This is a genomic window from Campylobacter sp. CNRCH_2013_0898h, from assembly GCF_025772965.1.
GTDB classification, from domain to species: Bacteria; Campylobacterota; Campylobacteria; order Campylobacterales; family Campylobacteraceae; genus Campylobacter_D; species Campylobacter_D lari_D.
On record NZ_JAKMTD010000001.1, the window covers coordinates 1 to 13,448 of the forward strand.

Sequence of the window (13,448 nt, forward strand, 5' to 3'; positions counted from 1 at the left end):
ACTTTTATTAGTTAATTGAAGCAAAGATATAACATCTTTTATAACTTGTAAAATATCATTTGCTACTTTACCATAGCCCCAAGTAAAGATAATATGATTAATCTATAAAATAATAAAGAAGATGCGAAAATTAAAGCACTAAGGAATAAAATGTAAAATCTTTTCATCAATTGTACTAAAGAAGTTAAAGAGTTTGTTTGGTATAATTATATTAAGGGTGCAACGCCAAAGGGGCGCAACCCTTTAGCGTTAATTTACCGCCCAGAAGGGAGGTGAGCATAATGCTAACAAAAATTATCCTTATAATTATACTCTTAACACTTTGCTATGTCAAGGCTTATTGAGTATCCCCTGCTTTTGCAGGGTTTAGGATAATCCCTTTGGCTTACCAAACAAACTTTTAACTAAACTCTATCTCCTTTCTATAATTTTATTTTCTTTTTAATTAGTAGGTTTTCTTATTAAATTCTCAAGATTGCTTTCAATCTTTTCTTGTATTTTTATAGAATCAGCTTGTATTTTATCTACATCAATACTTCCAACAATATCAGCAATAAATTCACTTAAATCTATTTCACTAAAATCTAACTTTTGAAATTCTTCTGGAGTAAATCCTCTACAATCAGGACTTTTTGGAGAACCCCAACCTCTTCCAATTTGTGTGCGTCATTGTTCATTAAATATTCTTGCTAATTTTGAATTAAAACAACAATATGTTTTTTTATGCTGAATACAAGCTATGAATTTAATTTTTTTAGAGCAATATTCACCAACTTCTACACATCTATTTTGCTTATTGAGTTTTGCTAGCTTTTTTTCATCTTCTTTACAAGGTACAAGCCCTATAAATACTTTATCTTTATCACAGCAACCACCCCCAGTTAAGCCAAAAAATTTGTCTTTAGAGCGACATCTATTATCTTTTCCATTAAAGATAAAAATTTGTCCTCCACAAGAACCATCATCTTCCCAACCATTATTATTTTCATCATTAATACCAACTTGAGTATCTTCATCTTCGATATGGCTAGCACCTTCTATGCAAGGAAACGGAGAACATTGATACTTATTATCTGTTAAAACACATTCTCTTTCTTCATTAAATGGACATACTTTCCTACTTTTAACACAATTGTTTGCAGGTGGTATTGAAGAATTACAAGTATCATTAAAACTATCATTATTAGAATCTATCGCTAGATTATATAAGCTTTTAGAATGGTAATTTCAATAAAATATATGTTGTCACAGCATATACTAGAAATCCAAAATAAAGTAGTATATTGTGAAACTCAAAAAATTAGCAGATAAAATCACTCACTTAACTCATTAATTTTATCCATACTAATCTCACATTGCTTATAGTGGTAAAAAAGCTCACTATAAGCTTTTAATATATCTTTTTCATCTTGCACTATAGGTTTATGCGCTCTATCAAATTCTAAAAGCTCATTTGGTATTTGCACTTTCTATCAAGCATAACATTAAAAAGCTTAGTGGTATTAGTTTCACTGCTTTTGGATATATAGTTTTTAACATCATCAACCCTTGCTTTGATTTGATTTTTTTGAGTATTTGCATAAAAGAGTGCTTTTAGCTCTTGTTCGTGTCTAATTTTAAGCTCCTGAGTAATCCTCGTGAGTTCATTATTTACACTCAAAGCCAAATTTAAATCACTTTGACTTTTTTCTAATTTTGCGTTTGTGCTATCTAGCTTAAGATATAAATATCCTACTAAGATTGTCATTAAAGCTAAAGCAATATAAAGCTTTGTATTGTTAAATAAAAGATTTATCATTTCTTATTTTAGAAGTTTAAGTAAGATTTGAGTATAATTTCAAAGGGTGGAACACCAAAGGTGGCCGCCTTTGGTGTTAATCAACACTCAGTTAGGTGGTGATTAAATTGAACCATAAAATTCTAATAATAATTATACTACTTTGTATAATTATAGTCAAGGCTTATTAGCTTTGATTTCCCCTTTAAAAAGGGGAGCTAGAATACCACATTTGGCCTACTTAAACTTTTATCTCCTTTCTAAAATTTTGTTTGTAATTTCTAATTTTATATTTGATAAATCTTGCTGATATAACAAGTCATATAATTCTTTACAAGCTTGTCTGCTTTGACCTATACTTTCATCGCTCTTAGTTAAACCTAGTAAAATACAACCTTTTGTATTCTAATAATTATATATTTATCATTTTTTACTATCAAATATTATTTTATAAACAAACTTTCATTTCCAAAATATAAGTTTTGCAGCGTTTATAAACTAGACTTTATTTGTTTATAAAGCAATTGTTGTTAATATTTAAAAAAATTTAGAGAAAAATCATGAAAGATCTTAAAAAATACATTGCAAATTCCAAACTAACACGCCTTGAAGTTTTATATGAAAAATTAGTAAAGTCTGAAAATGGCATAACCATAAAAGAACTAGCCCAAGAACTCAATGTAAGCGCTAAAACCATAAAAAGAGATATGCAAGGGGTTTTTGAGCCTATAGGGCTTATTAAAAATGGAAGAAAATGGCGCATTGATACAAGCAAAGATATACAAGAGCAAAATGATGAAAAAATAATCCTTGAAGTGCTTGATACCATGGCAAAAAGTGCTGGAAATAGCTTTTATGCTAAGGCTCATCCCCTACTTTCTAAACTTTCTCAAAACATTTCTAATCCCATCCATACTAGCCTAGATGCAGAAAAGCTAGAAGAAAAAGATTTAAGCAATTTTCAAATTCTCGAACAAGCCATCAACACCAAAACACAAATTGTCTTTAAATATGAAAATAAACTTTTCCAAGTAAAACCTCTAAAACTAGCCTTTTTTAGTGGATTTTGGTATTTACTTGCTTTTGACATGAAAAAACGTGATATTTTCAAAAAATTTTATTTAAAAAATATCCAAAACATCACCCTAACCCAAGAGCATTTTCAAACCGATGAGAGTTTAGAAGTAAAACTTCAAAGAGTAAATTCTATATGGTTTAGTCTTGATAAGCCTTTTACAGTAAGGCTTTTAGTAGAAGAACCTGTGCGAAAATACTTTGAAAGAAAGCCTCTAAATTCACAAATCATCACCGGCAAAGACAAAGATGGCTCCATAGAAATAGAGCTTGAGATAACTCATGAAATGGAAATTTTACCTTTAGTGTATTATTACATACCTTATGTAAAGGTTTTAGAGCCTGATTTCATAGCAAATAAAGTCAAAGAAGTAATTGGAGAATACCTTGATCAAATAAGTAAATAATTGCTTATTTGTTTGGTTTTAATTCATTGTTTATCTTTTTTAAAACATCTTTTATGGTATTTTTATCCAAGAATTCTCTTAAAATTTTAGAAAATTCTACCATCCAATTGCCATGATTATTTATTAGCCAATACACAAAAGCATATTTTTCTTTAAAGTTAAAAATCTTAAATTCATCATAGTAATAATGATCACCACTTCTGCGGATATTATCATTTCTTATATTTGAGTTTTGAAAGAATTCCTTATATTTTTCATCCTCTTCATTACAATTAATTTTAAAAGTCAATCCAAAATTATCATAATCACCTTTTCCAAAAAAAACACCCACACTAGGCCACACATCATTATCATCTTCATAAATTTTTGGATAAAAATCAAACCAATCGTAATTAACTCTTTTCTCATCAAGCTTATATCCAAACCATTTTTCATCACATATAGTTCGTTCTTTTTCAAATTCTTTTTCAAGCTCATTAAAAAAATCATTTACTAATTCTTCACAAATTTCATCCCATTTCTCTCTTACTATTTCTTTTGCTTTTTTATATTTATCATTATCCACATCTTTAAAATCACTTTTATTTTTAGTATATCTATACAAAGCCTTAGTATTTTTTAAATTTTCTTTACTTTCTTTTAGAAAATTTAATACATAATCCCTAGCTACATATTCATCTGTTACATACCATTCTAAAATGTTTTTATATTGATTTAAAGTAAAAATCACATTTTGCATATCATTTTTAAATTTTTTATCAATTTCATTGTTTTTAACTTTATTCTCACACACACCTATACAAGCATTAATCCACTCTTTTATCCATTTATAATCTAATTTTAAATAATAACTCATTTTTTTATCATAGCCATCATATATAAGATCATCATTTATTTTAAATCCATTTCTTGTGCCTAAGCTATACTTACTAGGCTCGGCTTCTTCATTTTTATGCAAATAAATAGTAAGTATATTTTCATGAAAATCATCTATGTTTTTACCTTTTTCTCTTATGTATTTTATGTAGTCTTTGAGTTGATTTGGCTGATCTTTTGCATAAAGTTTATTTTCTATGATGATATATCTTTTATCTTTTAAACTTATAAGTATATCAATCCTTCTATTATCTTTTACACAAGCTTCTGTTTCTACTCTTTCTATGTCATGAGCTGTAAGATTTTTAAATTTACCAGCCTTTGTATATCTTCCAAGCTTTTTTAAAAACTCATTTGCAAAAAGCTCTTGATAATGATCATCATGTGGATTTATCAAATAAGCTATAAATTTAGAATGATAATTTTCTTTATACTCAACTCCCAAAGCTTCAAAAATATTTATATCGCTCATGCCTTTTTTGGTATTTTCTTCAAATTTATCATTAACCCTTAATAATTCTTCAATAAAATTTTTCATTCACAATGCCTTTAAAATAATTTTCACAATTATACTACAAAAAGATAGACTACCATTGTCTGCTTTTTTTAGCTATGATTTTTCAAATCATTCAAAAAAAGGATTAAAAATGCTTCAAACCATGAAACACATCCTAACTCACACCGATGAGACTTTACTTGCAAAGAAATTTGGCTATAACAATGTAGAAAAATTTACTAAAACAAAAACTTTGTTTTTAGAATGCGAAAGCATACAAGAATGGCTTTTAAAAGGACATTATGATATGGTAAATTCCTCTTTAGAATTTATACAAAAATTTGATTTTATCTTAGATAAAGAAATTTTAAATTCAATTTTAGAACAAAATGTTTTATTAAAAGATAAACACATAAAATTACAAGAAGCAAAAGCGATCATAAAAACAAATTTTAAACGCAAAAGCGAGCCTTTGCATACTTTGATGTTTTTATCTCACTTACGCGTGCTTAAATTTCCTATTAGTAATGATATGCTCTATCTTGATAAAACACAAATCATGCAAAAGCTCAAAGAACTAGCTATAAAGCATTATGAAAATTCACAAGGCAAATTAAAACTTTGGGGATATATCTTACAATATGACATTATTTATGATGGTGAGTTATTAGTTTTAAGCATGCTAAAGAGTGATGAATGATAGCTATTTCTACACTTTTATCATCAAAACATAAAAGAATTTATAAAAATCTTGTGCGAAATTTACTAAATTTAACATCGCTTTTAAAGAAATACCAAGTAATGATATATGGTTAAGAGATTTCATGCCTTTAGTGTATAAAAATACGCCGAAAAGTTATATTTATAATCCTGATTATTTAGAAATTATCCACATTTAAAAACCACCATAAAACCTCTAAAAAATCACTTAAATTTAATCCTTGATGGAGGTAATTTCATAAGAAAACATGATGTTGCCTTTATGTGTGAGAAAATTTTTAGCCAAAATCCAACACTTAGCAAGGAAAGAATTATCCATACTTTAAAACAAAGTCTAAATTTAAAACACATAGTCTTTTTACCAAGACTAGCTTATGATAGATACACACATAGTGATGATATTAATAATTTTTCATAACTAGACAATAAAAGTCTAGTTATTTTGTTTATAATTGCATTATATTATATCTTAGTTTAAAGGTTTATAATGCAATCAAATACTTCTACTTCTTTAGCAAATTTAACATTAATATCTATGAGAAAAAATGTTCAAGCGTTAAATTATGATTTTGCTAAAAAAAAGAAATTTATACAAACAAAGAGATTTTAACTTGCTATATGACAACTCAAGATATAATATATAATTATACTGAATGGAATGTAAAGTCTCTTGAAAAAAGAAAAAAAATTGATAGAAAAAATTTCAAACATATTATCAATTTAAGCTATGACAATCATAGCTTAAATTGATATTAACCTTTACATTTTTGAGCTATCACATCCATAGCTTCTTGCGAGAGAACAAAATTTGTATGATAAAGCAAGCAGCTACCCATATCAAGTACTTTTAACACAAGCTTTTTATTATTAGCATCTTTTGGATTATGTCTTGTATTAGCTAGATCATAAATTTCATACACCATATCTTTACTAAGCTTATTAATGTCAAGTTCTATGATATTTTCTTCAAATTTCATAGGATCTTGTGTAAATTCTTCTTTGTTTTCTTTTTTTGCAAAGCTTTTTTTCTTACTAAAAGATTTTAGCTCATTTTCCTTTGCTTCTTCTAGTGTATAAATTTCATTTAAACTAAAGCTTAAGTCATTGTCATTGTTTTTATATCTTAGTAAAAAGACAAAGGCTTCATCTTTGCTTTCTTTAAAAAGTGTTTCAACTTTTTCTACTTGAGTTTCAAAAATAATCATATCAAAAGAAGAATAAAAGTCTAAAACCACAGCCTTAGCATATCTTTTACCACTTTTACTCATCATTGATTTAAAATCTTCAATCTTTCCTACAACCAAAAGCTCACCCTCGCCTTTGAGTGTTTCAAAATCCATACTTTTAAAATAATCTATACCTTCTATTTGACTTGCAAATTTATCTAAAGGATGACCTGATACATAAATTCCTAAGATTTCTTTTTCATAGCCTAGTTTTTCCATTAACTCAAATTCTACTTTGCTATCATGAAGCCCTACTTTGATATCTGCGGCTATTTCTTCTTCTCCAAAAAGAGAAGCAGTAGAATTTCTTTTAACTTCAGCTATTTTTCTACTTGTTTCTGAAATAAGCTCAAGATTATCCACCAAACATTTTCTAGTATAACCAAACTCATCAAAAGCACCTGATTTAGCTAAATTTTCTATAGTTTTTTTATTAATCTTAGTAGGATCAATAGAGCTTATAAAATCATCAAAATCACTAAAGCCCTCTTCCTTGCGAATAGTCATGATATTTTCTATCGCAGGAATTCCCACACTCTTAATCGCTCCAAGCCCATAAATAATAGCTTCAGAACCATCTTCAAGCTTAGTTGCACTAAATTCTCTTTGAGCTTTATTGATATTTGGCGGCAAAAGCTTGATATTCATTCTTTTCATCTCTTCAATGTATTTTGCGACCTTATCCACATTGCTTTCTTCGCTTGTTAAAAGCGCAGCCATAAACTCACTTGGATAATAAGTTTTTAAATACGCTGTTTGAAAGGTTATAAGCGCATAGGCAGCCGAGTGAGATTTATTAAAACCATATTCAGCAAATTTCAAAATAAGCTCAAACAAATCATCAGCCTTTTTCTCATCATAGCCTTGTTTTTTAGCTCCTTCTAAATACTCTGCTTTAAGATTGTCCAAAATTTCTCTTTTTTTCTTACCCATAGCACGACGCACATTATCAGCTCCACCCAAAGAAAAACCACCAATTTTTTGCACTATTTGCATAACCTGCTCTTGATAAACTATAACCCCATAAGTGTTTTCAAGTATAGGTTTTAAATCTTCAAATGCATAAGTAGCAGCCTTTCTACCATGTTTGATATCGATAAAATCATCCACCATCCCACTATCAAGTGGCCCTGGTCTATATAAAGCCAAAACCGCGATTAAATCTTCAAATCTTTCAGGCTTTAACCTAGCATTCAAACTTTGCATACCGCCTGATTCTATTTGGAAAATACCCAAGGTATTACCACTTTGTATGGTTTTATAAACCTTAGGATCATTCATATCAATCTTTTCCCAAATTACATCTTTACCATAACGCTTTTTCACTAGCTTAATCGCATTATCAATTACTGTAAGGGTTTTTAAACCCAAAAAGTCAAATTTGATTAAATCCACATCTTCAAGATATTCTTTAGAATACTGCGTTACCAAATGACGCTCATCATTTTTACTTTGTCTAAAAAGCGGAGCTTTATTCCACAAAGCTTCATTAGATATCACAACTCCGGCCGCGTGCATACCTGCGTTTCTATTTAAACCCTCTAGCGCTTTAGCAAAATCCCAAACTTGACGCCCTTTTGGATGAGAATTTACAAATTCAGCTATTTTTGGTTCTTGCTCATAGGCTTTTTCTAAAGTAATTTTTAGCTCTTCAGGAACTAATTTTGCCAAAGCATCCGCATCAGGTATGCTCATATCACAAACCCTAGCCACATCACGGATTACTCCCTTTGCTAAAAGCTTACCAAAGGTAATGACTTGTGCAACCTTTTCAGCTCCGTATTTATCGATCACATAATCAATCACTTCCCCTCTTCTATCTTGACAAAAATCCACATCAATATCGGGCATTGATACACGCTCAGGATTTAAAAATCTTTCAAAAAGAAGATTATAAGGTATAGGATCTAAATCTGTAATTTTCAAACAATACGAAACTAAACTCCCCGCTGCACTCCCACGCCCTGGGCCAACTGGTATATCTTTTTCCTTAGCTGCGGCGATAAAATCATGAACGATTAACATATAACCTGAAAATTTCATATTTTTAATAATACTAATTTCTAAATCAAGCCTATCTTTATACTCTTGATGCTTACTCTCATCGATAAATTGAAGTCTTTCTTCTAAGCCTTTTTTACAAAGATACTCAAAAACTATATCATCATTATCAAAGCTAAATTCTTGATCTTCTTGTGCTAGATTTAAACTATATTTTTTTGCATATTCACGGGTAAATTTAAAATTTGGTGGGGTTGGATCGCCCAGTTTTAATTCTAAATTGCATTTATTAGCTATTTCTTGAGTATTTTCAATGGCTTCAGGAATATCAGCAAAAAGCTCGCTCATTTGCTCTGGCGTTTTTACATAAAACTCATGCACCTCATGTCTTAAACGCCCTGGATCATCAAGCTTAACCCCCATAGCTATACACATAAATACTTCATGAGCAGCCGCTCTTTCTTTAAAAGTGTAATGCGTATCATTAGTTGCAATAATTTTTATATCAAGCTCTTTAGCAAGTTTGATAATAGAATCATCAATAAATTTTTGATCATCAATACCATGACGCATAATTTCAAGGTAAAAATCATCTCCAAAAACCTTTTTATACCATAAAGCTGCTTCTTTTGCACCCTCATAACCCTTTGCGCCAAATTTTATATTTCTTTCATTCTTGGTATTTAAATGCCAATTAACCTCACCTTGTAAACACGCAGAAGAGCAAATCAAACCCTCACTATGAGCCTCTAAAAGCTTTTTATTAATCCTTGGGTAATAATACAAGCCATGCATATAACTTTGCGAGCTCAAATACATCAAATTTTTATAACCAATTTCATTTTTAGCAAATAAACAAAGATGAAAACGCTGTCTTGAACTTTTATCACTTAAATCATCGTGATTATGTAAATATGCTTCAAGCCCTATAATAGGCTTAATTCCTTCAGCTCTCATTGTTTTATAAAAATCAATAGCACCAAACATATTTCCATGATCAGTCATAGCAACACTTGTTGCACCTTGAGCTTTTAGCGTTTTAGCCAGCTCTTTGAGTTTATTTGCTCCATCAAGTAAAGAATATTCTGTGTGTAAATGCAAATGTGTAAATTGGCTCATATTTTTCCTTGTATTTTTTTATTATTATAAAAAAAAACCTTAAATTTAAAACTTACAAGCATAAAAAATGTATAATAGCTTACTTTCAAAAAAGGAGTAAAAAATGGAAGTAAAAATTTATTATTGTAATCTTTGAAATTACAAACCACAAGCTGCAAGGGTTGCAGAAGAAATACAAAATGAATTCAAAGATGTGCAAATTTCTACCATAGAAAAAGGTGGTGGTCATTTTATAGTAGAAGTAGATGGTAAAATCATTTACTCTAAAAAAGACTTGTTTAATTGTGAAGTAGATAGATTTCCTCATGAGGGTGAAATTACCAAGCTTATGAAACAAATATAAGCTAAACCCTCATTAGCGAGGGTTTATTTTGTTAAAGGAATAAGCATACCTTCATAAAGTTTTTGATAAATTTCTTCTGAGCATAAATGTTTAGCAAGCTCTAAACCAAATAAAATAGCCGTAGCAGGCCCAGCTGCTGTGATGACATTTTCATTTACCACAACTGCTTTATTTACTCTTATACCTTCAATACCCACTTCACAACCAGGATAGCAAGAAAACTCGCCATTAATCACCCCTGCTTTTGCCAATACCATAGGTGAAGCACAAATAGCAGCTACGATTTTTTTCTTAGCATGTAAATCTTGTATGATTTTTATGATAAGAGAATTGTTTTTTAAATTCATCATACCTTCAAATCCACCTGCCAAAGCGATTGCATCTAAATTTTCTTGATCAACACTAGCCAAACTCACATCAGCCCTTATGCTAATTCCATTAGCTCCTTGCACTAAAAGCTCATCATCTAGCGAAGCAATAATTACTTCTAAATTCCCACTAGCCTCTCCTGCTCTTTTTAAAACATCAGCTATACCTATAAACTCAGCTTCTTCAAAACCTTTTGCCAAAGGCACTAAAACTTTTTTCATTTTTTCTCCTTTTAGTCAATAAATCTTTTATTTAATTCATGAAAATACTCTATGCGTCTATCGCGTAAAAATGGCCACCATCTACGCACATTTTCACATCTTTGCATATCAATTTCAACGATTTTACAAAGCTCTTGTTTATCATCAGCCCTAAAAAGCTCTTCACCTTGAGCCCCAAAAACAAAAGAATTCCCCCAAAATCTTATACCTTCTTCCACACCACTTTCATCTTTTTCAAAACCCACTCTATTAATAGCTACTACAGGTAAGCCATTAGCTATAGCATGACCTCTTTGCACGCCTATCCAAGCTTCAAGCTGTCTTTGTTTTTCTTCTTTTTCATCCTTATCAAACCAACCTATAGCAGTAGGATAAATCAAAATTTGAGCTCCCTTTAAAGCCATTAACCTAGCAGCTTCAGGATACCATTGATCCCAGCATATTAAAACCCCAAGCTTTCCAACACTTGTTTGTATAGGCTCAAAACCCAAATCACCTGGAGTAAAATAAAATTTTTCATAAAAACAAGGATCATCAGGAATATGCATTTTGCGGTATTTGCCTGCTATAGAACCATCTTTTTCAAATACCACACTAGTATTATGATAAAGCCCTGCACTTCTTTTTTCAAATAAAGAAGTTACTAAAACAACTTTATTTTCCCTAGCTACATTAGACCAAAATTTAACATCCTCTTCATAGTCATTTGCCAAATCAAAAAAGTTTGTATTTTCACTTTGACAAAAATACTGCGTTTGATGAAGCTCTTGCAAACACACAAGCTCAGCCTTTTCTTTTGCTGCTTGTTTAATAAGTTCGCATGTTTTTTCTATAGTTTTTTCTTTATTTTGTTTAAATTCTTGCTGAATGAGCGCTAATTTCATTTTTACTCCTTTCTTCTTCTGAATCATCATAAGGATCTAAATGTATATGGATATTCCAAAAATCATCTTTAAAATGTTCTCTTATACTATCTTCAATCTCATCACCAATCTCATGAGCTTTTAAAAGTGATATTGTAGGTTCAAAAACTAAATGCACACTAACATAAAGCATATCAGGACTTTTTCTAGTTTTTAAATGATGAAAACTTTTGACTTCTTTATTTGCACTTATGATTTGTTTAATCACTTCAACTTGTTCTTTATCAATAGCTACATCTAATAAAATTTTAGAACTTTCCTTAATGATTTTAAAAGCTGAAAAAATCGTATATAAACTTATAGCTATGCCAAATAATCCATCAATAAAATGATAATTTGTAAAAGCTATAATCACAAGTGCTAAAAGCGTTAAAGCATTAGTCAAAAAGTCTATTTTATAGTGTAAGCTATCAGCTTTTATAATCAAGCTTTTTGTTTTTTTAGCAACATAATTTAAAAAAACCACCAAACACAAAGTCACAGCCATAGCAAAAGCCATGACAAAAATTCCAAGATCAAGTTTTTCTACACTTTCTTGATTGTGAATTTTCAAAACACTCTCATAAAAAATATAAACCCCAATCCCACTAATAACAAGACCTTCAAAAAGCCCCATTAAAGCTTCAATTTTACTAAGGCCAAAATTATATTCTTTGCTAGAGCCTTGAGAACTTTTTTTCAAAGCTAAAAAATTTAAACCCGAAATCACACAATCAAGCAAAGAATCAATCGCACTAGAAAGTACTGCAACAGAACCCGAAGCTAATCCTACTGCAAATTTTATAATAGCTAAAAAAATAGCACATACACTTGCAATGATAGTTGCGCTTTTTTGTAAATTCATCTTTGACCTTCATAGCGGTTTTGACAAGAACAATGCAAAGAACCATTTTGTCTTAAAAACACCCTTGCATCAACCCCTACTACTTTTCTATCTTTGCATGCTTTTTGTAAATTTTCTAATACCAAAGCATCATTTTCATCATTATAAGTTGGCACTATCAAACCACCATTAACAAAAACAAAATTTGCATAAGTAGCACCAAGTCTTTTACCTTCAAAATACAAAGGTTTAGGTAAAGGAAGTTCTAATAAATCAAATCCTGTTTTTTTCAGCTCATCTTCCATAGCCTTTAAAGGTGCGTAATGCTCATCATTTTCATCTTTACACACACAATAAGCGATGGTTTTTTCATTGATAAATCTTGCTAGAGTATCTATATGATGATCAGTATCATCGCCTTTTATATAACCATGATTTAACCATATAATTTGTTTTAAGCCAAAAATTTCTTTTAACTTGGCTTCAATTTGTTCTTTATTTAAATGTGAATTTCTATTTTTATTTAACAAACAAGCACTCGTTGTAAGCATTACTCCTTGCCCATTAAAATCAATACTCCCACCTTCTAAAATAAAATCTATTTTTTCTAATTTTCCTTGTAGTTTATTGTTAAAAAGTTTAGAATTTACAGCATTATCTAAAGAACTTTGAAATTTATCACCCCAGGCATTAAAAGTAAAATCAAGCCCTATAATTTTATCATCTTCACGCACATCAATTGCACCAAAATCTCTAATCCAAGTATCATTAGTATCACACTTAAAAAAATCTACATTTTTTATATGTTTAAATCTTTGAAAATCTTTTTCACTTGGAGCAATAAGTAAAACTTTTTGAAAATTTGCCACAGCTTTAATAAATTCCTCATAGCTTTGCATAATTTCCTCTAAATAAGGACTCCAATCGCTATTTTTATGGGGTAATGAAAGTAAAAGTAGTTCCTGTTTTTCCCATTCTGCTATGCTTTTTCTCATTGATAATTTCCTTTGATAAAATGTATAAAAAGGTAACATTAATGACATATTCTAAAAAATATTAATAATATCATTTTT

The 13,448-nt window shown here is 29.7% G+C and carries 14 protein-coding genes; 5 read left to right on the forward strand and 9 right to left on the reverse strand.

Annotation, left to right across the window (positions count from 1 at the left end; translation table 11 throughout):
* Positions 1-666: 666 nt before the first annotated feature.
* The 3 genes from traN to L8X50_RS00015 all read right to left on the reverse strand — a co-directional run bounded on the left by traN (position 667) and on the right by L8X50_RS00015 (position 1,798).
* The gene (traN, locus tag L8X50_RS08250; protein ID WP_318529818.1) at positions 667-1,194 is read right to left on the reverse strand and encodes a conjugal transfer protein TraN; all 528 of its coding nucleotides are present in this window, start codon (positions 1,192-1,194) and stop codon (positions 667-669) included.
* 119 nt (positions 1,195-1,313) lie between these two features.
* A complete protein-coding gene (locus L8X50_RS00010; RefSeq protein ID WP_263660042.1) occupies positions 1,314-1,466 on the reverse strand; it encodes a hypothetical protein in 153 nt (50 codons plus the stop codon).
* The gene (locus L8X50_RS00015; protein ID WP_263660043.1) at positions 1,442-1,798 is read right to left on the reverse strand and encodes a hypothetical protein; all 357 of its coding nucleotides are present in this window, start codon (positions 1,796-1,798) and stop codon (positions 1,442-1,444) included. Before L8X50_RS00015 ends, L8X50_RS00010 begins: the two co-directional genes overlap by 25 nt.
* 539 nt (positions 1,799-2,337) lie before the next feature.
* On the opposite strand from L8X50_RS00015, the gene L8X50_RS00020 reads away from it, so the two are divergent.
* Positions 2,338-3,258, forward strand: coding sequence for a helix-turn-helix transcriptional regulator (locus L8X50_RS00020; RefSeq protein WP_263660044.1), 921 nt, complete (start codon positions 2,338-2,340; stop codon positions 3,256-3,258).
* A gap of 4 nt (positions 3,259-3,262) precedes the next feature.
* On the opposite strand, the gene L8X50_RS00025 is transcribed toward L8X50_RS00020, so the two are convergent.
* Positions 3,263-4,672, reverse strand: a complete 1,410-nt coding sequence (locus L8X50_RS00025) for a PD-(D/E)XK nuclease family protein (RefSeq protein ID WP_263660046.1) — start codon at positions 4,670-4,672, stop codon at positions 3,263-3,265.
* 109 nt (positions 4,673-4,781) lie between these two features.
* Between L8X50_RS00025 and L8X50_RS00030 the strand changes: the two genes are divergently transcribed.
* From L8X50_RS00030 to L8X50_RS00040, 3 genes are all read left to right on the forward strand, one after another.
* The gene (locus L8X50_RS00030) at positions 4,782-5,330 is read left to right on the forward strand and encodes a hypothetical protein (protein ID WP_263660047.1); all 549 of its coding nucleotides are present in this window, start codon (positions 4,782-4,784) and stop codon (positions 5,328-5,330) included.
* Between the two features lie 282 nt (positions 5,331-5,612).
* Positions 5,613-5,768, forward strand: a complete 156-nt coding sequence (locus L8X50_RS00035; protein WP_263659131.1) for a hypothetical protein — start codon at positions 5,613-5,615, stop codon at positions 5,766-5,768.
* 69 nt (positions 5,769-5,837) lie between these two features.
* A complete protein-coding gene (locus L8X50_RS00040; protein ID WP_263660048.1) occupies positions 5,838-5,960 on the forward strand; it encodes a hypothetical protein in 123 nt (40 codons plus the stop codon).
* A gap of 142 nt (positions 5,961-6,102) precedes the next feature.
* Here L8X50_RS00040 and dnaE read toward each other — a convergent pair whose 3' ends face one another.
* Entirely contained in the window at positions 6,103-9,696 is a 3,594-nt protein-coding gene (gene dnaE / locus L8X50_RS00045) for a DNA polymerase III subunit alpha (RefSeq protein ID WP_263660049.1), read from the reverse strand.
* A gap of 103 nt (positions 9,697-9,799) precedes the next feature.
* Here dnaE and L8X50_RS00050 point away from each other — a divergent pair, with 103 nt between their 5' ends.
* Positions 9,800-10,039 (forward strand): SelT/SelW/SelH family (seleno)protein, encoded by a 240-nt coding sequence (locus tag L8X50_RS00050; protein WP_263660050.1) that lies wholly within the window; start codon positions 9,800-9,802, stop codon positions 10,037-10,039.
* 23 nt (positions 10,040-10,062) lie between these two features.
* Here the strand turns inward: L8X50_RS00050 and L8X50_RS00055 are convergent, their stop codons facing one another.
* The 4 genes from L8X50_RS00055 to L8X50_RS00070 are packed head-to-tail and all read right to left on the reverse strand — an operon-like array spanning position 10,063 to position 13,370.
* Complete coding sequence (locus tag L8X50_RS00055) at positions 10,063-10,629, reverse strand: DJ-1 family glyoxalase III (RefSeq protein ID WP_263660051.1); 567 nt, start codon at positions 10,627-10,629, stop codon at positions 10,063-10,065.
* Positions 10,630-10,640: 11 nt separating this feature from the next.
* On the reverse strand, positions 10,641-11,513 hold the full coding sequence (locus tag L8X50_RS00060; RefSeq protein ID WP_087699946.1) for an N-carbamoylputrescine amidohydrolase: 873 nt from the start codon (positions 11,511-11,513) through the stop codon (positions 10,641-10,643).
* Positions 11,482-12,396 carry a cation diffusion facilitator family transporter gene (locus tag L8X50_RS00065; RefSeq protein ID WP_012661604.1) on the reverse strand — a complete coding sequence of 305 codons (915 nt, stop codon included), beginning with the start codon at positions 12,394-12,396 and terminating at the stop codon, positions 11,482-11,484. Before L8X50_RS00065 ends, L8X50_RS00060 begins: the two co-directional genes overlap by 32 nt.
* Positions 12,393-13,370: an agmatine deiminase family protein gene (locus tag L8X50_RS00070; RefSeq protein ID WP_263660052.1), complete on the reverse strand. Its 978-nt coding sequence runs from the start codon at positions 13,368-13,370 to the stop codon at positions 12,393-12,395. The genes L8X50_RS00065 and L8X50_RS00070 overlap by 4 nt, the downstream gene beginning before the upstream one ends.
* Positions 13,371-13,448 lie beyond the last annotated feature (78 nt).

Bases quoted from the DNA above. Each gene is read 5' to 3' on its own strand.
- L8X50_RS00015 (WP_263660043.1), bottom strand. From the start codon at position 1,798: ATGATAAATCTTTTATTTAACAATACAAAGCTTTATATTGCTTTAGCT.
- L8X50_RS00020 (WP_263660044.1), top strand. From the start codon at position 2,338: ATGAAAGATCTTAAAAAATACATTGCAAATTCCAAACTAACACGCCTT.
- L8X50_RS00025 (WP_263660046.1), bottom strand. From the start codon at position 4,672: ATGAAAAATTTTATTGAAGAATTATTAAGGGTTAATGATAAATTTGAA.
- L8X50_RS00030 (WP_263660047.1), top strand. From the start codon at position 4,782: ATGCTTCAAACCATGAAACACATCCTAACTCACACCGATGAGACTTTA.
- L8X50_RS00035 (WP_263659131.1), top strand. From the start codon at position 5,613: ATGTGTGAGAAAATTTTTAGCCAAAATCCAACACTTAGCAAGGAAAGA.
- L8X50_RS00040 (WP_263660048.1), top strand. From the start codon at position 5,838: ATGCAATCAAATACTTCTACTTCTTTAGCAAATTTAACATTAATATCT.
- dnaE (WP_263660049.1), bottom strand. From the start codon at position 9,696: ATGAGCCAATTTACACATTTGCATTTACACACAGAATATTCTTTACTT.
- L8X50_RS00055 (WP_263660051.1), bottom strand. From the start codon at position 10,629: ATGAAAAAAGTTTTAGTGCCTTTGGCAAAAGGTTTTGAAGAAGCTGAG.
- L8X50_RS00060 (WP_087699946.1), bottom strand. From the start codon at position 11,513: ATGAAATTAGCGCTCATTCAGCAAGAATTTAAACAAAATAAAGAAAAA.
- L8X50_RS00065 (WP_012661604.1), bottom strand. From the start codon at position 12,396: ATGAATTTACAAAAAAGCGCAACTATCATTGCAAGTGTATGTGCTATT.
- L8X50_RS00070 (WP_263660052.1), bottom strand. From the start codon at position 13,370: ATGAGAAAAAGCATAGCAGAATGGGAAAAACAGGAACTACTTTTACTT.